At 68.4% G+C, this 21,109-nt stretch carries 18 protein-coding genes; 8 read left to right on the forward strand and 10 right to left on the reverse strand.

What is annotated here, in order from left to right:
* Window positions 1-101: 101 nt before the first annotated feature.
* The 4 genes from DBV14_RS01055 to DBV14_RS33725 all read left to right on the forward strand — a co-directional run bounded on the left by DBV14_RS01055 (window position 102) and on the right by DBV14_RS33725 (window position 4,076).
* A complete protein-coding gene (locus DBV14_RS01055) occupies window positions 102-1,817 on the forward strand; it encodes a putative 2-aminoethylphosphonate ABC transporter permease subunit (protein WP_124457344.1) in 1,716 nt (571 codons plus the stop codon).
* A complete protein-coding gene (locus DBV14_RS01060) occupies window positions 1,817-2,977 on the forward strand; it encodes a TIGR03364 family FAD-dependent oxidoreductase (RefSeq protein ID WP_124457345.1) in 1,161 nt (386 codons plus the stop codon). The genes DBV14_RS01055 and DBV14_RS01060 overlap by 1 nt, the downstream gene beginning before the upstream one ends.
* Before the next feature lie 49 nt (window positions 2,978-3,026).
* On the forward strand, window positions 3,027-3,863 hold the full coding sequence (gene phnX / locus DBV14_RS01065; protein ID WP_124457346.1) for a phosphonoacetaldehyde hydrolase: 837 nt from the start codon (window positions 3,027-3,029) through the stop codon (window positions 3,861-3,863).
* A gap of 78 nt (window positions 3,864-3,941) precedes the next feature.
* A complete protein-coding gene (locus DBV14_RS33725; protein ID WP_260396769.1) occupies window positions 3,942-4,076 on the forward strand; it encodes a hypothetical protein in 135 nt (44 codons plus the stop codon).
* A gap of 16 nt (window positions 4,077-4,092) precedes the next feature.
* On the opposite strand, the gene DBV14_RS01070 is transcribed toward DBV14_RS33725, so the two are convergent.
* The 3 genes from DBV14_RS01070 to DBV14_RS01085 are packed head-to-tail and all read right to left on the reverse strand — an operon-like array spanning window position 4,093 to window position 8,367.
* Window positions 4,093-6,231, reverse strand: coding sequence for a tripartite tricarboxylate transporter substrate-binding protein (locus tag DBV14_RS01070; RefSeq protein ID WP_124457347.1), 2,139 nt, complete (start codon window positions 6,229-6,231; stop codon window positions 4,093-4,095).
* Window positions 6,228-7,445 carry a GNAT family N-acetyltransferase gene (locus DBV14_RS34130; protein ID WP_311732659.1) on the reverse strand — a complete coding sequence of 406 codons (1,218 nt, stop codon included), beginning with the start codon at window positions 7,443-7,445 and terminating at the stop codon, window positions 6,228-6,230. Before DBV14_RS34130 ends, DBV14_RS01070 begins: the two co-directional genes overlap by 4 nt.
* 22 nt (window positions 7,446-7,467) lie before the next feature.
* Entirely contained in the window at window positions 7,468-8,367 is a 900-nt protein-coding gene (locus DBV14_RS01085; RefSeq protein ID WP_124457348.1) for a DapH/DapD/GlmU-related protein, read from the reverse strand.
* Window positions 8,368-8,485: 118 nt separating this feature from the next.
* Between DBV14_RS01085 and DBV14_RS01090 the strand changes: the two genes are divergently transcribed.
* Window positions 8,486-9,739 (forward strand): MFS transporter, encoded by a 1,254-nt coding sequence (locus DBV14_RS01090; protein ID WP_124457349.1) that lies wholly within the window; start codon window positions 8,486-8,488, stop codon window positions 9,737-9,739.
* A gap of 44 nt (window positions 9,740-9,783) precedes the next feature.
* On the opposite strand, the gene DBV14_RS01095 is transcribed toward DBV14_RS01090, so the two are convergent.
* The gene (locus DBV14_RS01095) at window positions 9,784-11,202 is read right to left on the reverse strand and encodes a PLP-dependent aminotransferase family protein (RefSeq protein ID WP_124457350.1); all 1,419 of its coding nucleotides are present in this window, start codon (window positions 11,200-11,202) and stop codon (window positions 9,784-9,786) included.
* A 99-nt stretch (window positions 11,203-11,301) separates the two neighbouring features.
* On the opposite strand from DBV14_RS01095, the gene DBV14_RS01100 reads away from it, so the two are divergent.
* The 3 genes from DBV14_RS01100 to DBV14_RS01110 are packed head-to-tail and all read left to right on the forward strand — an operon-like array spanning window position 11,302 to window position 13,548.
* Window positions 11,302-11,490 (forward strand): DUF2970 domain-containing protein, encoded by a 189-nt coding sequence (locus DBV14_RS01100; RefSeq protein ID WP_124457351.1) that lies wholly within the window; start codon window positions 11,302-11,304, stop codon window positions 11,488-11,490.
* The gene (locus DBV14_RS01105; protein WP_124457352.1) at window positions 11,487-12,233 is read left to right on the forward strand and encodes a cytochrome c4; all 747 of its coding nucleotides are present in this window, start codon (window positions 11,487-11,489) and stop codon (window positions 12,231-12,233) included. Before DBV14_RS01100 ends, DBV14_RS01105 begins: the two co-directional genes overlap by 4 nt.
* A 22-nt stretch (window positions 12,234-12,255) precedes the next feature.
* Entirely contained in the window at window positions 12,256-13,548 is a 1,293-nt protein-coding gene (locus DBV14_RS01110) for a cytochrome c (RefSeq protein ID WP_124457353.1), read from the forward strand.
* Between the two features lie 33 nt (window positions 13,549-13,581).
* Here the strand turns inward: DBV14_RS01110 and DBV14_RS01115 are convergent, their stop codons facing one another.
* The 6 genes from DBV14_RS01115 to DBV14_RS01140 all read right to left on the reverse strand — a co-directional run bounded on the left by DBV14_RS01115 (window position 13,582) and on the right by DBV14_RS01140 (window position 21,068).
* A complete protein-coding gene (locus DBV14_RS01115) occupies window positions 13,582-15,021 on the reverse strand; it encodes an 8-oxoguanine deaminase (protein WP_124457354.1) in 1,440 nt (479 codons plus the stop codon).
* Window positions 15,022-15,025: 4 nt separating this feature from the next.
* Window positions 15,026-16,441 carry a nucleobase:cation symporter-2 family protein gene (locus DBV14_RS01120; protein WP_124457355.1) on the reverse strand — a complete coding sequence of 472 codons (1,416 nt, stop codon included), beginning with the start codon at window positions 16,439-16,441 and terminating at the stop codon, window positions 15,026-15,028.
* A 126-nt stretch (window positions 16,442-16,567) separates the two neighbouring features.
* Complete coding sequence (locus tag DBV14_RS01125) at window positions 16,568-17,470, reverse strand: LysR substrate-binding domain-containing protein (protein ID WP_124457356.1); 903 nt, start codon at window positions 17,468-17,470, stop codon at window positions 16,568-16,570.
* Between the two features lie 21 nt (window positions 17,471-17,491).
* Complete coding sequence (locus DBV14_RS01130; RefSeq protein ID WP_124457357.1) at window positions 17,492-18,391, reverse strand: 5'-nucleotidase; 900 nt, start codon at window positions 18,389-18,391, stop codon at window positions 17,492-17,494.
* 25 nt (window positions 18,392-18,416) lie between these two features.
* A complete protein-coding gene (gene gspF / locus DBV14_RS01135; protein WP_124457358.1) occupies window positions 18,417-19,655 on the reverse strand; it encodes a type II secretion system inner membrane protein GspF in 1,239 nt (412 codons plus the stop codon).
* A gap of 21 nt (window positions 19,656-19,676) precedes the next feature.
* Window positions 19,677-21,068, reverse strand: coding sequence for a GspE/PulE family protein (locus DBV14_RS01140; protein ID WP_124457359.1), 1,392 nt, complete (start codon window positions 21,066-21,068; stop codon window positions 19,677-19,679).
* Window positions 21,069-21,109 lie beyond the last annotated feature (41 nt).

Consider the following 21,109-nt stretch of genomic DNA (forward strand, 5'->3'; position numbering starts at 1 on the left):
TACCCGGTGTCATTCGCACGCACCCCGAATGACCCCGCCCCCGCTCCCGCGTCACAGCATCGCAAGTCCAAGCCACGCGACAGCGCGTTAGAAAAGCAGATATGAGCAGTTCCCCCGATGCCATCGCCATAGTGCCCGTGACGATGGCGCGCAGCAGCGCGTTCGACCGCGAGCGCTGGCTCACTGGCGCCGCCGTCTTGCTGGTCGTATTGCTGCTGACAGTGATCGTCGCGCTGCCCGTTAGCGCCCTCGTCGGCCAGAGCTTCTTCGACCGCGCCGGCGCCTTCGTCGGCCTCGCCAACTTTGCGCGCTACCTCGACAGTCCCGCGTTGGTGCAGTCCGCTTTCAACAGCCTCGGCCTCGCGGCCATCAGTGCCGTCATCTGTACCGCCATCGCCTACGTGTATGCCTACGGACTCACCCTCTCGTGCATGCCCGCCAAGGGCCTGCTGCGCGCCGTGGCACTCGTTCCACTGTTGGCGCCTTCGTTGCTGCCGGCCATCAGCCTCGTCTATCTGTTCGGCAACCAGGGGCTGTTCAAGGGCCTGCTGGGCGATCTTTCCATCTATGGGCCGCTGGGCATCGTGCTCGGCTCGGTGTTCTGGACGCTGCCGCATGCGCTGCTCATCCTGACCACCGCCATGGCCACCTCCGACGGTCGCCTCTACGAGGCCGCGCAAACGCTCGGTGCCTCGCGCTGGCGCATCTTCCGCACCGTCACGCTGCCGTCCTCGCGCTACGGACTCATCGTTGCCGCGATGGTGGTGTTCGTGCTCGTCATCACCGACTTCGGCGTGCCGAAGGTCGTCGGCGGGCAGACCGGCGTGCTCGCGACCGACATCTACAAGCAGGTGGTGGGGCAGCAGAACTTCCAGATGGGCGCGGTCGTCGGCCTGGTGCTGCTGATTCCGGCGGTGCTGTCGTTCCTCATCGAGCGCCGCGTGCGCAGCAGGCAGGCCGCCGCGCTGTCCGCGCGCGCCACGCCGTACCAGCCCGAACCGGTCAAGGTGCGCGACCGCGCGCTGCTGGTGTTCTGCGGGCTCACGGCCTGCGCCATCCTCGTGATGATCGGCATGGCCGTGTTTGCATCGCTTGCCACCTACTGGCCCTACAACCTGGTGCCGTCGTTCAAGAACTACGACTTCAGCAACATGGACGGCGGGGGCTGGGGCAGTTACTTCAACTCGCTGCGGCTGGCCGTGTGCGCGGCGGTGGCGGGGGCGCTGGTCACTTTCGTCTCGGCCTACCTGGTCGAAAAACCACGCCACTTCGGCCTGCTGCGCGAGCTGCTCAACCTGCTGGCCAACCTGCCGCTCGCGGTGCCGGGGCTGGTGCTGGGCGTGGGCTACATCTTCTTCTTCATCTCGCCGTCGAACCCGCTGCGCGCCATCTACGGCAGCATGACCATCCTCGTGGTGTGCACGGTGGCGCACTTCTTCTCGGTGGCGCACCTCACGTCGCTCACCGCGCTGCGCCAGCTCGATCGCGAGTACGAACTGGTGTCGGAGTCGATGGGCGTGCCGTTCTGGCACACGCTGTGGCGCGTTCACCTGCCGGTGGCGCTGCCGACTGTGCTCAACGTGGGCGGCTACTTTTTCGTCAACGCGATGACGACCGTGTCGGCCGTCGTGTTCCTTTATTCGCCGCAGACCTCGCTGGCGGCCATCGCCGTGCTCAACATGGACGACGCCGGCGACGTGGCGCCCGCCGCCGCCATGGCCTCGCTGATCATGCTCACGGCCGCCGTCGGCCGCGGCGTGTTCGCGCTGGCCGGGCACTGGGCGCTCAAGCGCACCCAGATGTGGAGAAACCGTTAGTGCCCGGAACCTCACCCCCGCTTTCACCCTCACTCTCGGCCAGCAAAGACAGTTTCGACCTGATCGTCGTCGGTGCCGGCATCGTCGGCCTGGCCCATGCCTACGCCGCCGCGCTGCGCGGCCTGAAGGTGTGCGTGGTCGAGCGCGATGCGGCCTGCCTTGGCGCGTCGATCCGCAACTTCGGCTTCATCACCATCACCGGCCAGGCGCCGGGCGATGCATGGCGCCGCGCGATGCATGCGCGCCAGGTGTGGAACGAGATCGCCCCGCAGGCGGGCATCGACATCGTGCACCGCAACCTCTGGCTCGCGGCTTCTCGCCCCGAGGCGCATGCGGTGCTCGAGGCCTTCATGCGCACGCCGATGGGCGAGGCCTGCGAACTGCTCGATGCCACCGACGCGCAGGCCAAGGCCCCGGCGCTGAGCCTGGCCGATGTGCGCTCGGTGCTGTTCAGCCCACACGAGCTGCGCGTCGAATCGCGCACCGCCATCGGCCTGCTCGCGAAGTGGCTGGCCGAAGTGCATGGCGTGGTGTTCCGTTTCGGCGAGACCGTGCACGAGGTGGAAACACCCCGCGTGCGCACCTCGCGCGGCACGCTGCGCGGCGAGCGCGTGGTGGTCTGCACCAACACCGAACTGCACGGCCTGTTCGCCGACCGCATTGCTGCACACGGCCTCACCCTGTGCCGCCTGCAGATGCTGCGCGTGAAGCCCGAGGCCGGATTCCGTTTGCCGGGCTCGGTGATGACCGACCTGAGCCTGGTGCGCTACGAGGGCTACAGCACGCTACCCGAAGCCGCCGCGCTGCGTGCCCGGCTGCAAGAGGAAGAGGCCGAATCGCTGGCGCATGGCATCCACCTGATCGTGGTGCAGAGCGCCGATGGCTCGCTGGTGGTCGGCGATTCGCACCACTACGGCGACGCGCCCGAGCCCTTCGCGATGGAAGAGGTCGACCAGCTCATCCTGCGGCACCTGCGCGGCACGCTCAACATCGAGACCGCGCAAGTGACCGAGCGCTGGACCGGCGTCTACCCCTCGTCGAAAACCACGCCCTGCGTGATCGACGCGCCCGACGATGCCACGCGCGTGGTGCTGGTTACCAGCGGCAGCGGGGCCAGCACCGGCTTCGGCATTGCGCACGACGTTTTCGACGCCTGGTGAGGCGCACCGCGCCTGCCTTCACCCCCCCCTCTTTTTGATCCTTGCAGCCATGAACGCACACAACCACTCCCAGCTCCAGGCCGTCGTCTTCGACTGGGCCGGCACCATTCTCGACTTCGGCTCCTGCGCACCCATGGGCGCCTTCGTGAAGCTGTTCGAACAGTTCGGCGTGGACATCACCATTGCCGAAGCGCGCGGCCCGATGGGCGTGGCCAAGTGGGACCACATCAAGGCGCTCGGCTCGCTGCCGCGCATCGCGTCGCAATGGGAGGCCAGGCATGGCCACGCCTTCAATGACGCCGATGTCGACCGCCTCTACGAAGTGTTCACGCCGATGAACGCCGCGAGTGCGCGCGACCATGCCGACTTCATCCCGGGCGCGGTCGAAGCGGTGAACGCCGCACGCCAGCGCGGCCTGAAGATCGGCTCTACCACCGGCTACAACCGCCCGATCATGGAAGTGGTCGCACCCATCGCCGCGGCCGGTGGCTATGCACCCGACAACCTCGTGTGCGGTGGCGACCTGGCCGAAGGCCGCCCGTCGCCGCTCATGATGTACCGCTGCTTCGCCGACCTGGGCGTGTGGCCGCCGCACACCGTGGTGAAGGTCGACGACACCGGCGTGGGACTGCAGGAAGGCCTGAACGCGGGCACCTGGGCCGTGGGCCTGGCGATCAGCGGCAACTCGGTGGGGCTCACGCTGGCCGAATGGACGGCGCTCGACGAGGCGCAGCAGCAATCGCACCGCGAGGCCGCGACCGCGCAACTCGAGGCCGCCGGTGCGCACTACGTGATCGACAGCGTGGCCGACCTGCCGCAGGTGCTGGAAGACATCGAGCGTCGCCTGCAGCGTGGCGAGCGCCCGACCCCTGCCGACGCGGCTTGAGGAAACAGCGGGCGGCGCCGCGCGGCACGGCGCGGCGTCCGACTTGACGCGCGGCTTCGCGGGCATAGCATCCGTCGAATGCGAAGCACAGCCTTTGTTCTTCTGTTCTGTCTCGGCCTGCTGACGGCGGCCTGCGACGACAAGCCCAAGCCCGGGGGACCGGTGCCGAAGGCTTCGGTGAGCGTCGTGGTGTCCACGCTGCCGGTGTGCTGACCGGCAGGCAGGCCACTCAACGCGCCGGCGGCGACGACGGTGCCGAGAGTGCGCGTGCCCAGCGTTCGCGCTCTTCGTCTTCCAGCGCCAGCAAGCTCTCCGGCGAGCCGCCTCCACCGACCACCTGAAGGTCTTGCAGCTGCTTCAGCACCTCGGGCGTTGCAAGCACCTGCTCCACGGCTTCCTGCAACAGGCGATTGGCCGCGGCCTCCGAATTCGCCGGCGCCCAGAGGCTGAAGCGGTCATACGCCGTGAAGCCGGCCAAGGGCGCACTGGAGGCCAGCGTCGGCCACGGCGTGCCCTCGAAGCTTTGCGGACGTGCCGCCTCGGCGGTGGTGCCCAGCACACGCAACTGGCCGCGCCGCACCGCGACCGCGACGCCGTTCACCGGCGCGAACAACAGGTCCACCGCATGCTCCTTGGTGATGACGTCCGAATCGGGATACATGCCCTTGAAGACCACGCGCTGCACGTCGGCGCCGCTCAGTGCGCGGAACTGACCGAAGGCCAGGTGCCCTGTCCAGCCGTCTTCGCCCGTGCCGATGCGCAGGCTGCCGGGGTGGGCCCGCGCGTAGGCGAGCAGGTCGTCGATGCCGTGGATGCCCAGCGTGTCGGCCTTGGTGCTGTCGATGGCCAGCACCAGCGGCTGCGAGGCCAGCAGCGTGACGGGACGAAGGGACTGCATCAGCGCATCGATCGGCGGACCTTGGTGCACGCCTTCGATGCCGCCGCGCGGCAATCGCATTGCAGCGAGCAAGACCTTCGCGTTGCCGCCTTCCATCATCAGCCGGCGGTAGTCGGCCTCGGTGGCCTTCAGCACGTGATCGACCTGCACGCCGCGCCCCAGCAGGTTGGGCAGGTGACTGGCCAGCATGCCGGCGTAGTGGCTGCTGCGGCCTCCGGGCGGAACCAGCACGGTGACGTGCAGCGTGGGTTCCGGCACGGGAGCAAGCCACTGCCCCGCGTCGTTCAGCAGGCCGTGGCGCAGCGCCCACTGCCCGCCGGTGGAGGCGTTGCGCACCATGGCTTCGGCCACCCAGTGCCGGCCTACGCGCTGGAGTTTCCGGATGATCGGCCGGTCGTCTTGCCACCCCGGTGGCCGCCAGTCCTGCGGGAACGTGCCGGTGACCACGGCATAGCCGTGACGGAATGGGCGCGCGGCCTGGAACTGCGGCGCGATCACCCATTGGCCCTGCGCATCCTGATAGCCCCATCGGCCGGTGTCGGGGTCTTTGACCGGTTGCAGTGCGGCATCGGTACTGCTGCCGCGCAGCCGTTGCCAGCGACACATGCGCGGCGTGCCGGCATCGGGCTGGCGGTCCTGTCCGGCGGCGGTGCACAGGCGGATGCGCCGCTGGGCTGTCGCGTCGGGCAGCGCGCTGAAGATGAACGGGATCACCGTGCGGCCCCGTGCATCGACAAGGCCCGTGGCAGTGGAGCCGGGTGGAATCGGCTCTTGCCTGTCGCGCATCCATTGCGCGGTCGCGACGTCGCGTTGCGGCGGCGGCGTGCGCCACTGTCCCCGCGCATCGCGCAAGCCGGGTTGTCCGGCCACCGTGTCCACCCGCAGGTCGGACTCGGCATGCGCGGAGTCACCGGGCATCAGGTAGGAGAGGGCCGTGGGCGAGTCGATGGACGTGGTGTCCTTGCCATCGCAGCTCACGGGCGGCACGGCCCACCGGCCTTGCGCATCGACGCGCCCGTAGGCCACGGTGGTGCGCTGCCCGCCTTCGGGCTTTCGTTCCACCAGCCACACCTTGTGCATGGGCTGAAGCGCGGTGTTGATGCCGATCCTTTCCAGCCACACGGCCCGCCAGCGGCCGTCGCAGAAGCTGCGGGCAACAGGAGAAAGGAAAAGCGCGCGCCCGTCGAGGGTGTCGAACAGCGCGGGTGCGCGTTCGCCGTGCTGGCCGGGATTCAGGCTCAGCCAGCGCGACCGCGCCATCAGCTCGGGAGCGATGCCGAGGGTGAAAACGAAGATGTCTTCCCACGGCGGCGCTGCGGCGTCCACCGGCTGCAATTGCCAGGCAGGCTGCATCGGCAGTGCGCGCTCGGGGTTGCTGTGCAGCTCTTGGTAACTCGATGGCGCTGCGTGGGCCGAAGAGAGGGCCGTGCCGAGCCATAACAGGCTTGCGAAAACATGCAGGCGCTTCATCGGGTGGCGTTCTCCTTTTCCATCCAGTCCACGAAGGCCCGCAGGCGATGGCCGAATGCTTCGCCCGAAGCGGTGGGGCTTCGGGCGTGAGACAGGAAGAAGTCGATCTGCGGCTTTACCGACGGGTGGCGCTGCAGGAGCTGCCAGGCATGGTCTTCCAGGGTCTGGGGCCATGTGCTGTCCTCGTCCGCGCGAAGAATGTTCGTTGCGCGTATCAGTTTGCGGGAGGCTTCTTTCTGCAAGCGCTGCAATTCGATGGAATCGTTCGCCTGATCGATGCGCTCCGCGTAGCTCCGCAGTACCACCCCGAAGTCGCCATTGACTGCAAGGGCGATGTCGCGCGAGGGCTTGAATCGCTCGAAGTGCGGCGCCAGGTCGTTGCCCCATATGCAGCGGCAGTGGTGCTTGAGCCAGTATCCCCAGCTGTACAGGTTCTTGGGCGCGAGTGCCTCGGCGAGGCTGCCGATGTCGAAATCGATCTTCACGACTTCGCTGTGCCGCGCCTCCAGCGCCTTGCGCACGGCTTCCACTGTCGCGCTGTCCTGCGCAGTCAGCGGATCGCGAAACACGAGAGTCAGGTCGAGATCCGAAGAACCTGCTTCGGCGGTTCCCCTCGCGACGCTGCCATACAGGTAGATGCCGTCCAGCAGCGGCCCCACTTCGGACACGAGCGTGGCGCGGACATCGTGAACGAGCGCTTCGAATTCGGATTGGAGCGGCCCGCCTGGCGCAGGCGGGATGAAGCTGTCCACTGTGCGTTCCTGGGAAGGCCGGTACTCCAGCACCTCGTCGCCCGCCGCATCGATCTCGCCCGTGGGCTTCCAGCCCAGCCGCCTGTAGAACCCATGCGACCGGACCTTCGGATCGGACGAGCAGCCGAGAAAAAGTCGCTTGAAACCCAGCGCCTTGAATTCTTCAACCATCAGGCTCAGAAGCGCCTTGCCGATGCCTTTGCCTTCGCAGGCCGGCAGCAGTGCAAGCACAGCGATCTCGCCGGTCTCGCGATCACCGAAGCAATAGCCGGCCAACTCGCCATCGACCAGACCCACGTAGCCGGGCAGGGATTCGTCGGCGATGGCGGACTGCCAGCTCTCCAGCGTGATGCCGATGGCTTTCAGTTCTTCGACCGAGAAGGCGTTCTCCCGGGTCTTGCCTCTCAGGTCGAGGCATGCGGGCGTGTCTTCGGGGATGGCTTTTCTGTAGACGACGTTCATGCGTTCCGTTCGCTCGCACGCATCAGTCGTTGCTGTGCAGCGTCGTGTTCAATCCGCCCCAGCGCTTCGCATTGGTTTCGAGCACTTCGACAGCCCCGCTCTGGCTGTTCCTTCGATACAGGAGCCCTGACTTGCCCGACAGCGTCCGGGCAGCCACCACGCTGCCATCCGGCAGCTTGACCTTGGTGCCCGCGGTCACGTACAGGCCCGCCTCGACGATGCATTCGTCGCCCAGCGAAATGCCGATGCCCGCGTTGGCGCCCAGCAGGCTGCGCTCGCCGATGGCGTTCTTCGTCTTGCCGCCGCCGGAGAGCGTGCCCATGATGGACGCGCCCGCGCCGATGTCCGAGTTCTTGCCGACGGTCACGCCCGGCGTGATGCGCCCCTCGACCATCGACTCGCCCAGCGTGCCCGCATTGAAGTTCACGAAGCCCTCGTGCATGACGGTGGTGCCCGGCGAGAGATGCGCACCCAGCCGCACGCGGTCGGCGTCGGCAATGCGCACGCCGGTCGGCACGACGTAGTCGCTCATGCGCGGGAACTTGTCGATCGACGGCACCGTGAGGTGGTGGTATTCCGGCGCAACCAGGTGCCGCAGTTCATCGACCTTCGATGGCAGCACCGGGCCTGCCGAAGTCCATGCCACATTCTGCAGCAGGCCGAACAGGCCTTCGAGGTTGATCTCGTTCGGCCGCACCGCCAGTTCGGACAGAAGGTGTAGGCGCAGGTAGGCATCTTCGGTCGACAGCGGCGGCGCATCGAGCGATTCGATGCGCACTTCGACCGTGTCGCCCGCGATCAGTCCGACCTTCTCGGCAAGGCAGCGCCGGTGGTTGAAGGTGGCGTGCGTGGGGAACCAGACGTCGAGGGTCTTGCCCGTCTCGACGTCGCGGTAGCGATGGCCGGTGCGCTGGAGGGTCATGGAAGTCCTGCTTCGGTGATGTGGCGTGCTGGAAAGAAGGCCGGCAGCAGGCCGGCGGCGGTCTTCCGCGAGAATGCCACACGACATGCGCCGGCCATTCCCGGCGGGGAGAAAAACAGTGACGACACACGAGACAACCGCCCATCAGGCGGATTCGCGCTACGCGATGGTGCGCCTGGCCCTCACGCTGCTGATCATGACGGTCGGCAGCAGCGGCATGTATGTGGTGTCGGTGATGCTGCCGGCCGTGCAGGCCGAGTTCGGCATTGCGCGCGCCGATGCCTCGCTGCCTTACACCCTGCTGATGCTGGGCTTCGGTTTCGGCGGCGTGCTGATGGGCAAGCTGGCCGACCGTGTCGGCGTGATGTGGCCGCTGCTGTTCGGCTCGGTGTTCCTGGCGGCGGGGTACATCGCCACGGGCATGTCGGGCGGCATCGTGTCGTTCACCATCGCGCAGGCATTGCTGGTCGGCCTGCTCGGCAGCTCGGCGGCCTTTGCGCCGCTGGTGGCCGACACCTCGCTGTGGTTCGTCAAGCGGCGCGGCATCGCGGTGGCGGTGTGCGCGAGCGGCAACTACCTGGCGGGCGCGGTGTGGCCCCCGATTGCGCAGCACTTCGTCGAAACCGTGGGCTGGCGCCAGACCTACATCGGCATGGGCATTTTCTGCAGCATCACGATGGCGCTGCTGGCGCTGTGCTTCCGCGCGCGGCCACCGGCGCTGGCCGAGGTGAAGCCCAAGGCCAACGCATCGAGCACCGCACTGCCTCGCGACCTGACGCGGCCCTTCGGCCTGAGCATGGGCACGGCGCAGGGCCTGCTGTGCGTGGCGGGCGTGGCCTGCTGCGTGGCCATGGCGATGCCACAGGTGCACATCGTGGCGTACTGCGGCGACCTGGGCTATGGGCCGGCGCAGGGCGCGATGATGCTGTCGCTGATGCTGGGCTTCGGCATCGTGAGCCGGCTGGTGTCGGGCGCGATCTGCGACCGCATCGGCGGGCTGCGCACGCTGATGCTGGGCGGCGTGCTGCAGTGCGTGGCGCTGTTGTTGTTTTTGCCTTTCGACGGGCTGGTGCCGCTGTATGTGATCTCGGCGCTGTTCGGGCTGTTCCAGGGCGGCCTCGTGCCTTCTTACGCGATCATCGTGCGCGAGCATTTCCCGCCGGCCGAAGCGGGCGCGCGCGTGGGCACGGTGCTGATGTTCTCGCTGTTCGGCATGGCGCTGGGCGGCTGGATGTCGGGCAAGGTGTTCGACCTGACCGGCAGCTACCACGCGGCCTTCTTGAACGGCATCGGCTGGAACCTTGTGAACGTGAGCATCGCGGCCTTCTTGCTGTTCCGGTTGCGGCGCGTTCGCACGCTCGCCGTGGCCTGACGGGGCCGGGTACTTCTCCGTACTTCGCAGTACTTCGTGCCGATTCAGGCGGCTTCGGCCACCAGCCGGCCCAGCGTCTGCATCGCCTGCTCGCTCTGCGTGTCCCACGCATGGCCGTAGTTCAGCCGCAGGCAGTTGCTGAAGGCGCGCGTGGCCGAGAAGATGGGGCCCGGCGCCACGCTGATGCCGAGTTCCAGCGCCTTGCGGTGGATGTCGAGCGCGTTCACGTGCGCCGGCAGCTCGACCCACAGGAAGTAGCCGCCCAGCGGCCGTGTGGCGCGCGTGCCCGCTGGAAAGTAATGCCCCACCGCCTGCGCGAAAGTGGCCTGCTGCATCGCCAGGGTCTGGCGCAGCTTGCGCAGGTGTTTGTCGAGCCCGCCTTTTTCCAGGTAGGCCGCGAGCGCCAGTTGCGCCGGTGCCGAGGTGCTCAACGTGGTGGTGAGCTTCTGGCGCGCCACCTTGCGCGCGAAGCGGCCGGCCGATGTCCAGCCGATGCGGTAGCCCGGCGCCAGGCACTTCGAGAACGAAGCGCAATGCAGCACCAGCCCCTGCGTGTCGAAGGCCTTGGCCGGAGGCGGCCGGCGGTCGCCGAAGTAGAGCTCGGCGTACACGTCGTCCTCGATCAGCGGCAGTTCGTGGCGCGCCAGCAGTTCGACCAGCGCTTTTTTCTTCGCGTCGGGCATCAGGCTGCCCAGCGGATTCTGGAAGGTGGTCATGAGCCAGCAGGCGCGCGGCTTGTGGGCCGCGATGGCCAGCTCCAGCGCGGCCAGGTCGATGCCTTCGCCCGGATGCGTCGGCACCTCGATGGCCTGCAGGCCCATGCGTTCCAGCGCCTGCAGCGCGGCATAGAAGGTGGGTGATTCGACGATCACCGCGTCGCCCGGCCGCGTGACGGCCGACAGGCACAGGTTCAGCGCCTCCAGCGCGCCGTTGGTGATGACGATTTCATCGGCTGGCACCGGCATGCCGTCGGCCAGGTAGCGCAGCGCGATCTGGCGCCGAAGCGCCGCGCTGCCGGGCGTGAGGTCGTCCACCGTGCTCCACGGGTCGAGCGACTTGGCACTGGCGGCCATGAACTGCCCGAGCCGCGCCAGCGGAAACAGCAGCGGGCTCGGAAAAGCCGAGCCGAAGGGCACGACCTTGCGCGACATGCTGGCCTCGAGGATGTCGAACACCTGGTCGCTCACGTCGAGCGACATCGGGCCGTCGGCGGGGCGCGAGGTCAGGGTCGATTCGGGTGGCGCGTCGCGCAGGCCGCCGCCGGCCACGTAGTAGCCCGAGCGGTCGCGTGCGCGCACCAGTCCGCGGGCCTCCAGCAGGTAGTACGCCTGGAACACAGTGGACGCACTCACGCCCCGGCTCTGGCCGGTGTGGCGCACCGAGGGCAGGCGGTCGCCGGTCTTCAGGGTGCCGTTGCGGATCGAGGCCTCGATGTCCGCGGCCAGGGCTTCGTAACGCTTCATCGCGCGGTCGTTTTCATTCGCAGCGACTTTATCTGCTCCGGTGAATCGAGGCGGATCTGCATCTGTTTTTTCTGGCTCGCCTGGGCGACACTCCACCCCATGTCCAATCTCTTGCGCGCGGTGCGCGCCGTTCTCTGGAGTTTCATCGGGCTGGGCGGCCGCCGCGCCGACGCCGACAAGCGCACCGCGCAGGTCGGCATCCTGCCGCTGATCGGTGTCGCGCTCGTCATGGTGCTGCTGTTGATCGCGGGCCTGCTGGGCCTGGCGCACTTCGCAGCCGGCACATGAGGCACCGCCTCCGGGTGGCCGCGACCGCGCTGCTGTGCGTGCTGGTGTCCGGCCTGATCAGCGTGGCGAGCCTGGCGAATGCGGCAACGCCCGCCGCCACCGTGCCCCCCGCCACCGTGCCCGACACCATCGAACAGCGCGTGGCCGCCTGCATTGCCTGTCACGGCCGCGAGGGCGCCACCACCAACGCCGGCTACTTTCCGCGCCTGGCGGGCAAGCCGGCCGGCTACCTGTTCAACCAGCTCGTGAGTTTTCGCGACGGTCGGCGCTTCAACAGCGACATGACCTACATGGTGCAGCACCTCTCGGACGCCTACCTGCGCGAGATGGCCGAGTACTTCGCCGGCCTGCAGCTGCCGTACCCGCCCATTTCCGCCCTCAGCGATGCGACGCCCGAGCAGTTGCAGCGTGGCCGCAAGCTGGTGCTCGAAGGCGATGCGGCGCGCGGCGTGCCGGCCTGCGTGCAATGCCACGGCGCGGCGCTCACGGGCGTGCAGCCGGCCATTCCGGGCCTGCTGGGGTTGCCGCGGCTGTACGTGTCTTCGCAGCTCGGTGCCTGGCTCACCAACGAGCGCCATGCGCTGGCGCCCGACTGCATGGCCGACATCGGCCGTCGCATGACCACCGCCGACATCAACGCGGTCGCCGGCTGGCTGGCCGTGCAGCCGATGCCGGCCGACACCCGGCCGGTAGCTTCGCTGCCGGCGCCGTTGCCCGTGCGCTGCGGCGGCATGCCGAAGTGATGAAGAACAAAAAGAAGCGCCCATGAAATTGCGACACATCGGCTGGACGCTGCTGACCCTCGTCGTGTTGGGGGCCATTGCCGCCGGCGTCATCCTGGCCATGAACCTGCGCGGCGAAGACCCGCTGCCCACGCAGGCCGAAAGCTTCAATGCCACGCCGCAACTGGTCGAGCGCGGCCGCTACCTCGCGCTCGCCGGCAACTGCGCCGGCTGCCACACCACGCGCGGCGGTGAGCCGTATGCGGGCGGCCTGCCGCTCGAAACGCCGTTCGGCACCATCTACTCGAGCAACCTCACGCCCGATGCCAAGGCCGGCATCGGCGGCTGGAGCAGCGCGCATTTCTGGCGCGCCATGCACAACGGCCGCAGCAAGGACGGGCGGCTGCTGTACCCGGCCTTCCCGTACCCCAACTTCACCAAGGTGACGCGCGAAGACTCGGACGCCATCTACGCCTACCTGCGCAGCGTGCCGCCCGCGCCGGCGCCCAACCTGGCGCACCGGCTGCGCTTTCCGTACGACACGCAGGCCGCGCTGGCCGTGTGGCGCGCGCTTTCGTTCAAGCCCGAGCCCTTCGTCGCCAACGCGGGCAAGCCCGCCGAGTGGAACCGCGGTGCCTACCTGGTCGACGGGCTCGGGCATTGCATCGCCTGCCATGGCAGCCGCAATTCGCTGGGTGCCACGGAAACCAGGCTCGGCCTTTCGGGCGGGCTGATCGCCGTCGAGAACTGGTACGCGCCATCGCTCACCGATCCGCACGAAGCGGGCCTGGCCGACTGGCCGGTGGCCGACGTGGTGTCGCTGCTGAAGAACGGCGTGGCGCCCCGCGCGTCCGTCATGGGGCCGATGGCCGACGTGGTGTTCCGCAGCACGCAGTACCTGAGCGACTCGGACCTGGCGGCCATGGCGAGCTACCTGAAAGACCTGCCCGATGTGCCCGACCTGACGAAGGCCGAAGCACCCACGCGCGCCGGCGCACCCATCCGCCGGGATGCCAGCACCATGGTGCGCGGCGCGAAGATCTACGACCAGCGCTGCGCCTACTGCCACGGCGACCAGGGCCAGGGCGCGAGCGGCGCCTATCCGCCGCTCGCGGGCAACCGCGCGGTGAACATGGCGCGGCCCACCAACCTGATCCAGGTGATCGCGCATGGCGGCTTCCTGCCATCGACGGCAGGCAATCCGCGGCCCTACGGCATGCCGCCGTTCGGGCAGACGCTCGATGCCGACGATGTGGCAGCCGTGCTGACCTACATCCGTGGGTCGTGGGGCAACGACGGCGCGCCGGTGACGCAGTTGGACACGATGCGGCGCTGAAGGAAGTTGCGGTGGCGCTCGTGCCCGCCGCCCTTATCGCCCCGCCAGATGCGGATGCCGCGCCGTCTCGTACAGCGTGCGCGCCAGATCCCGGTGCCTCGCCAGCAGCGGCGTCAGCTCCAGCCCCGTGAAGCGCCCATCGCGAATCTTCACGCGCCCGTTGATCACGCTCAGCGAAGCGGCCCCCGGCGTGCAGAACACCAGCGCCGCCACCGGGTCGTGCCACGCGCCCGCATGCGCCACGCCGCGCATGTCGAAGGCCACGAGGTCGGCCGACATGCCCGGCGCCAGCGCCCCGATGTCGTCGCGCCCCAGCACCCGGGCGCCGCCGATGGTTGCAATTTCCAGCGCCTCGCGCGCCGTCATAGCGGCCGGGCCGTAGCCCACGCGCTGGAGCAGCATGGCCTGGCGTGCTTCGCCGAGCATGTGGGCACCGTCGTTCGATGCACTGCCATCCACGCCCAGGCCCACGGGCACGCCCGCGCGCCGCATGGCGCCGATGGGTGCGATGCCCGAGGCGAGCCGCATGTTGGAGCAGGGGCAGTGCGCCACGCCGGTGCCGGTGCGGCCGAACAGCGCGATGCCGGCTTCGTCGAGCTTCACGCAGTGGGCGTGCCACACGTCGCGGCCGACCCAGCCCAGGTCTTCGGCGTATTCGGCGGGCGTCATGCCGAATTTCTCGCGCGAGTAGGCGACATCGTTGTCGTTCTCGGCCAGGTGGGTGTGCAGCGACACGCCACGCACGCGCGCCAGTTCGGCCGACAGGCGCATCAGGTCGCGCGACACCGAGAACGGCGAGCAGGGCGCCAGCACGATGCGGCGCATCGAGTGGCGCGACGCGTCGTGCCAGCGGTCGATGAGCCGTTCGCTGTCGCGCAGGATGGCTTCTTCGGTCTCGACCACTTCGTCGGGCGGCAGGCCGCCCGCGCTGCGGCCCACGCTCATGCTGCCGCGCGCGGCGTGGAAGCGCATGCCCATGGTGTCGGCCGCCTCGATGGAATCGTCGAGCTTCGAGCCGTTCGGGAACAGGTAGAGATGGTCGCTGGTGGTGGTGCAGCCCGACAACATCAGCTCGGCCATGGCGGTCTGCGTGGACACGCGGATCATCTCGGGCGTGAGCCGGGCCCACAGCAGGTACAGGTTGGTGAGCCAGCCGAACAGCTCGGCGTCTTGCGCCTCGGGCACGGCGCGCGTGAGGCTCTGGTACATGTGGTGGTGCGTGTTGACCAGCCCCGGCATCACCACGTGGCCGTGCATGTCGATGGCTTCGGCGCGGCCGTTGCGCAGCGCGTCGAGGTAGGTGGCCGGCAGCTCGGCGGTGGCTCCGACCCAGGCGATGGCGGGCCCGTTCATCACCACCGCGCCATCGGGAATCTCGCGCCGCGCGGCGTCCATGGTGACCAGCACGTCGGCGTGCCGGACGATCAGCAGCGGCTGTTCTTGGGGTTGTTGCGAGGGGGAAGCAGGTTTCATGGTGTCATTCGGCGCCGTGCGAAGTGCGTGCCGCCAGTGTGAAGGAACGCTCCTTCGACAGCACGCCGTTGTAGAAAAGATTGAGCAGCACCGCGGCGAGCGTGCCGAGCACGATGCCGCTGTGCGTCAGCGGATGGGTCCACGCGGGAAAGTGCTGGAAGAAGTTGGGCGACAGCGTGGGAATCAGCCCAAGCCCGATGGAGATGGCAATCACGTACAGCGCGTGCCGGTTCTGCGCATAGTCGATGGCGCCCAGAATGCGCACGCCGGTGGCCGCGACCATGCCGAACATCACGATGCCGGCGCCGCCAAGCACGAACTGCGGCACCGAGGCCACGATGTGCGCGATCTTCGGAAACAGCGCGAGTGCAATCAGCAGAAGGCCACCGCCCGCCGCCACATAGCGCGAGCGCACGCCCGTCACCGTGACAAGGCCCACGTTCTGCGAGAACGAGGTGTACGGAAAGGTGTTGAACACGCCGCCGATCACCGTGCCCAGCCCGTCGGCGCGCAGGCCGCGCGTGAGTGCATCGGTGGTCACCTTGCGGCCGGTGATCTCTCCCAGCGCGAGGAACATGCCGGTGGACTCGACCAGCGTGATGAGCATCACGATGCACATCGAGGCAATGGCCGTGAACTCGAAGCGCGGCAGGCCGAAGTGAAAGGGCGTGGTCACGGCCATCCAGCCGGCTTCTTCCAGGCCGTCGAAATGCATGCGCCCGAGCGCCAGCGAAACGCCGACGCCGAAGACGATGCCCAGCAGCACGGCGATGTTGGCGACCAGGCCTTTGCCGAAGCGCGTGATCGCGATGATCACCGCCAGCACGGCCGCGGCAATGGCCAGGTTCACGGGCTCGCCGTAGGCCGGGTTGGCCACGGCATGCGCCACGCCGTCGATCATGCGGGTGGCCGTGGGCTGGCCGCCCGCGGCCCAGTTGATGGCCACGCCCATGAGCGACACGCCGATCAGCGTGATGACGGTGCCCGTGACCAGTGGCGGAAACACGCCGAGCACGCGGCCCATGAGCGGCGCGACCACGATGCCGAACACGCCCGCCACGATGGTGGCGCCGTAGATGGCCGGCAGGCCGAGCGAGGGGTCGATGCCGATGGCGATCATCGGGCCGACGGCCGCGAAGGTCACGCCCATCATCACCGGCATGCGGATGCCGAAGCGCCAGAAGCCGATGGCCTGCACCAGCGTGGCAATGCCCGCGGCAAACAGGTCGGCATTGATGAGAAAGGCGATGTCGGCCTTCGAGAGGCCGAGCGCGCCGCCCACGATGAGCGGCACCGCCACGGTGCCCGCGTACATCACGAGCACGTGTTGCAGGCTCAGCGCGCCGCAGCGGCCAAGGGGAAGTTTCTGGTCGACCCCTTCGCCGTCTCCTGCGGGGATCGTTTTATCGTTCGAAAGCATGTGGACCTTTCTTTTTCCGTCCGATGAATCGGAGCGACGGGAGTCTAGGAGCGGGTCCTGCATGCGCGCAAAGTCAATAAATGACGCGCCCTGTGCACAAAAAGTGGACGGTGCCTGGCGGCGGAATCACGTTGCCAGCAGTTCGTCGAGGCAGGTGACGACGTGGTTCGCGAACAGCTCGGCCGCGGGGCTCGGCGCCTGCGCGGCCCGCGTTTCGAGCGTGAGCGTCTGGGCGCGCAGCGTGGCGTCGCGCAGCGGAATGAAGACCAGCGAGCCGTCTTGCCGTTCCTCGTCGACGTCGAGGCGGTTGAGCAGCGTGATGCCGCCGCCCTGGCGCACCAGCCGGCGCATGAGCGCGGTGGAGGTGGTTTCGATCACCGGCGACACGTTGATGGCGGAGCGCCCGAAGGCGGCATCGAGAATGGGCCGGATCGACAGCGATGGCGCGGGCAGGATCAGCGGATAGCCCACGCATTCAGCGAGCACCGTGGTCGCGTGCGCCGTGAGCGGATGGCCCGCCGGCACCACCGCGCCGATGGGCCACTCGCTGGTGAAGAGGGTGCGAAAACCCGCGGTGCCGGGCACGTCGTAGGCCAGCGCCAGGTCGGCATCGCCTTCGCTCACGCTGCGCAGCACCGCCGCGATGGGCAGGCCCAGCAGCTTGAGCTGGATGCCGGGGTGCGCTTCGCGAAAACGCTGCACCACGGCCGGCAGGAAGGCATCGGCCAGGCCGGCGGTGGTGGCCAGCGTGACCTCGCCCTGCCGCAGCCCGCGCATGGCCTCGATGCGCTGGCGCACGAGATCGAACTCGCGCAGCGTGCCGCGCGCGTGCGCCAGCACGATCTCGCCCACGGGCGTGAGCTTGAGCGTGTTGTGGATGCGCTCGAAGAGCGGCGCGCCCAGTTCTTCCTCGAGGTTGAGGATCTGCCGGTTGACCGCGGTGGGCACCACGTGCAGTTGCTCGGCCGCCTTGCGGATCGAGCCCGCGCGAACCACCTCGACGAAATACCGGATGACCTTGGCGTGCATGGGCGGCCGCCTCGAGGGGTGTCAGCCTTCGTTGCTGATGCCGCTCGACACGTGCCCGGCCGGCACGTGCAGCGACGCCGCATCGACATGGCCGGTCTGGTCGTCGAAGAAGAAGTCGGGCTCGAATTCGCGCAGGAATTCGCCCTTGGGCAGGCCGCCGAGGAACATGGCCTCGTCGACGCGGATGTTCCACTTCATGAGCGTGCGAATTGCGCGTTCGTGCGCGGGCGCGCTGCGTGCCGTGACCAGCGCGGTGCGAATGCGCATCTGCGCATTGCCCGCCATCTGCAGGCGGTGCAGGGCCATCAGCAGCGGCTTGAACGGGCCTTCGGGCAGCGGCAGGTCGGCCTTGCTGAGCTCGTGCGCCTGGAAGGCGTCGAGCCCTTCGGCCTGGAACACGCGCTCGGCCTCGTCGGAGAACAGCACCGCATCGCCGTCGAAGGCAATGCGCACTTCGTTCGGCCAGGCGTCGCTGGCCTTGACCGACTCGACCAGCACGCGCGCGGCCGGAAAGCCCGCGGCGAGCGCCTCGCGCACGTCTTGCGCATTGACCGACAGGAACAGGTGCGCGCGCAGCGGCCGCAGGTAGCCGAAGGGCGGGCGGCCCTGGGTGAACACGCCGCGCTGCAGCTTGATGTCGGCTGCGGCGCTCGACTTGAAGATGCGCATGCCCGAGACCGGGTCGTTGCGCGAGAGGATGACGACTTCGACGCGCTGCACGCCGTCTTCGTTGAAGCGCAGCAGCTTGCGAATGAGCGAGGAGGCAATGCCGGGCGCGGCCGGCTCGTCGATGCGATCGAGCTGCAGCTTCATGTAGCCCTCGTTGTCGCCGGCCTCGAAGATCTTGTTTTCTTCTTCGAGGTTGAACAGCGCGCGCGAGGAGATCGCGACCACGAGTTTGTCTTCGAGCGTTACCGGCATGCTGCGTCCTGCGGGGTGGCCGTTGTCACTTGACGAATTGGTTGAGCTGGATGATGGGCAGCATCACGGCCAGGACAATGAGCATCACCACGCCGCCCATGGCGACGATCAACAGCGGTTCGAGAATGGTAGCCAGGTGCATCGCGCGGCGCTGCACTTCGGCGCCGAGCTGGTTGGCCGCGCGCTGCAGCATCAGCGGCAGCGTGCCGGTCTGCTCGCCCAGCCGAGCGAACATCGAGACCAGGCCCGGAAAGCGTTTTTTCTGCGCCAGCGCCGAGGCCAGCGGCGCGCCTTCGCGCACCAGCACCAGCGCGTCGAGCGCATCGGCGCGCATTGCGCGGTTGCCCAGCGTTTCGGAAGCGGCCTGCAGCGCACGCAGGATCGGCACGCCGGCCGTGGCCAGCATGGCGAGCGTGCTGGCAAAGCGCGCCGCGTTGTAGCCGCGCGCGAGCTTGCCGACCAGCGGCAGCTTGAGCCAGGCGGCATCGAACTTCAGGCGGAAGGCTTCCTGCGCCAGCGCCAGGCGCACGCCGATGGCCGCGAGCACCACGCCGCACAGCATCCACCAGCCGTAGTTGCGCACCCCCGCGCTCAGCGACAGCATCACGGTGGTCAGGAAGGGCAGCGAGCGCTTGGTGCCCGCGAACACCTGCGCCACCTGCGGCACCACGTAGCTCACGAGGAAGATCACGATGACGATGGCCACCAGCGTGACGATGGCCGGGTACAGCGCGGCGCCGATCAGCTTCTGTTGCAGTGCCTGGCGTTCTTCGAGGTCGTCGGCCAGGCGGTCGAGCACCAGCCCGAGGTTGCCGCTCTGTTCGCCGGCACCGATCACTGCGGTGTAGATGGGCGAGAACTCTCGCGAGTGCGCCGACAGCGCGCGCGCGAAAGGCGAGCCCGCATTGACTTCGGCGCGCAGCGAGGCGACGAGGTTGCGTTGCGGTTCCGACTCGGCTTCGTCCGTGAGTGCCGTGAGCGCGCGTTCCAGCGGCAGGCCCGAAGACACGAGGCCTGCGAGCTGGCGTGTCCACACGGCAAGGCCGGTGGAGTTGAAGACGCGCTTGCCGCCGCCGAGCCAGCGGGAAAGGCCGCTGCGCTGGCCGGTGCCGTTGATGTGGTCGCTGCCGACTGGCGTGACCGACAGCGGAATCAGCGCCTGCGCGCGCAGCAGGGTGCGGGCGCTGCGCGCGGTGTCGGCCTCGAGCACGCCTTCGCGCGACTGGCCGCTGGCATCGAGGGCTTCGAAGGAATAGGCGGGCATGGCGGGGGCGGGCGCTGGTCGCTAGTCGCGCGTGACGCGCAGCAGTTCCGCGCGCGAGGTGATGCCGGCCTGCACCAGCCGTTCGCCGTCTTCGCGCATCAGGCGCAGGCCGCCGCGCGCGCCGGCTTGCAGCAGTTCGCTTTCGGCGGCCTTGCTGTGAATGAGGCCCTGCACGGTCTCGTCGGCCACCAGCAGTTCGAAGATGCCGGTGCGGCCCTGGTAGCCGGTCTGGCCGCAGACGTCGCAGCCGGCGCCGGCGCAGGCCGTGCAGACCTTGCGCACGAGCCGCTGTGCGAGCACGCCCAGCAGCGAAGAGCTGAGCAGGAAGGGCTCGACGCCCATGTCGGTCAGGCGGGTGACGGCGCTGACGGAGTCGTTGGTGTGCAGCGTGGCCAGCACGAGGTGGCCGGTGAGCGAGGCCTGGATGGCGATCTGCGCGGTTTCGAAGTCACGGATTTCGCCGATCATGATCACGTCGGGGTCTTGCCGCAGGATGGCGCGCAGGGCCTTGGCGAAGGTGAGCTCGATCTTTGAATTGATCTGCGTCTGGCCCACGCCCGGCAGCTCGTATTCGATGGGGTCTTCCACCGTCATGATGTTGCTGCGGCTCGCGTCGAGCCGGGCCAGCGCGGCATACAGCGTGGTGGTCTTGCCCGAGCCCGTGGGCCCGGTCACGAGGATGATGCCGTGCGGCTGCGTGATGAGCTTTTCGAAGCGCTGCAGCGTGTCGCCCTGCATGCCGACCGATTCGAGCGTGAGCTTCGATTCGCTCTTGTCCAGCAGGCGCAGCACGGCGCGTTCGCCATGCGCGCTGGGCAGCGTGGAAACGCGCACGTCGACCGCGCGCGTGCCGATGCGCAGGCTGATGCGCCCGTCTTGCGGCAGCCGCTTTTCGGAGATGTCCAGGTCGGCCATGATCTTCAGCCGCGAGATCAGCGCGGCATGCAGCGCGCGGTTGGGCTGCACCACTTCGCGCAGCGTGCCGTCGATGCGAAAGCGCACGGACGACGTGCGCTCGTAGGGCTCGATGTGGATGTCGCTGGCACCGTCGCGCGCGGCCTGCGTGAGCAGCGCGTTCAGCATGCGGATGATGGGCGCGTCGCCCGCGCTGGCCAGCAGGTCTTCGACCGCAGGCAGCTCCTGCATCATGCGAGAGAGGTCGGCGTCGTTCTGCACTTCGCTCACCACCGCGGCGGCGCTCGATTCGCCTTGCGCATAGGCCGCGCTGATGCGCTGCGCCAGGGGCCCGTCGGCCAGCACCTCGAAGGCCTGCACGCCGTACTTGCGCGACACCTCGCCGACCGCGCTGCGGGCGGGGTGGGTCGACATCCACAGCGTGTAGCGGCCGTCGTCGGCCTCCTCGAGCAGCAATTGCTGGCTGCGTGCGAACGCATAGGGCAGGGGATAGCGCATGGGCAGGGTCAGCGGGGCGTGTGCGTGGAGAAAGGAAAGGC

The sequence above is a fragment of the Variovorax sp. KBW07 genome (assembly GCF_003852515.1).
Taxonomy (GTDB): domain Bacteria; phylum Pseudomonadota; class Gammaproteobacteria; order Burkholderiales; family Burkholderiaceae_C; genus Variovorax.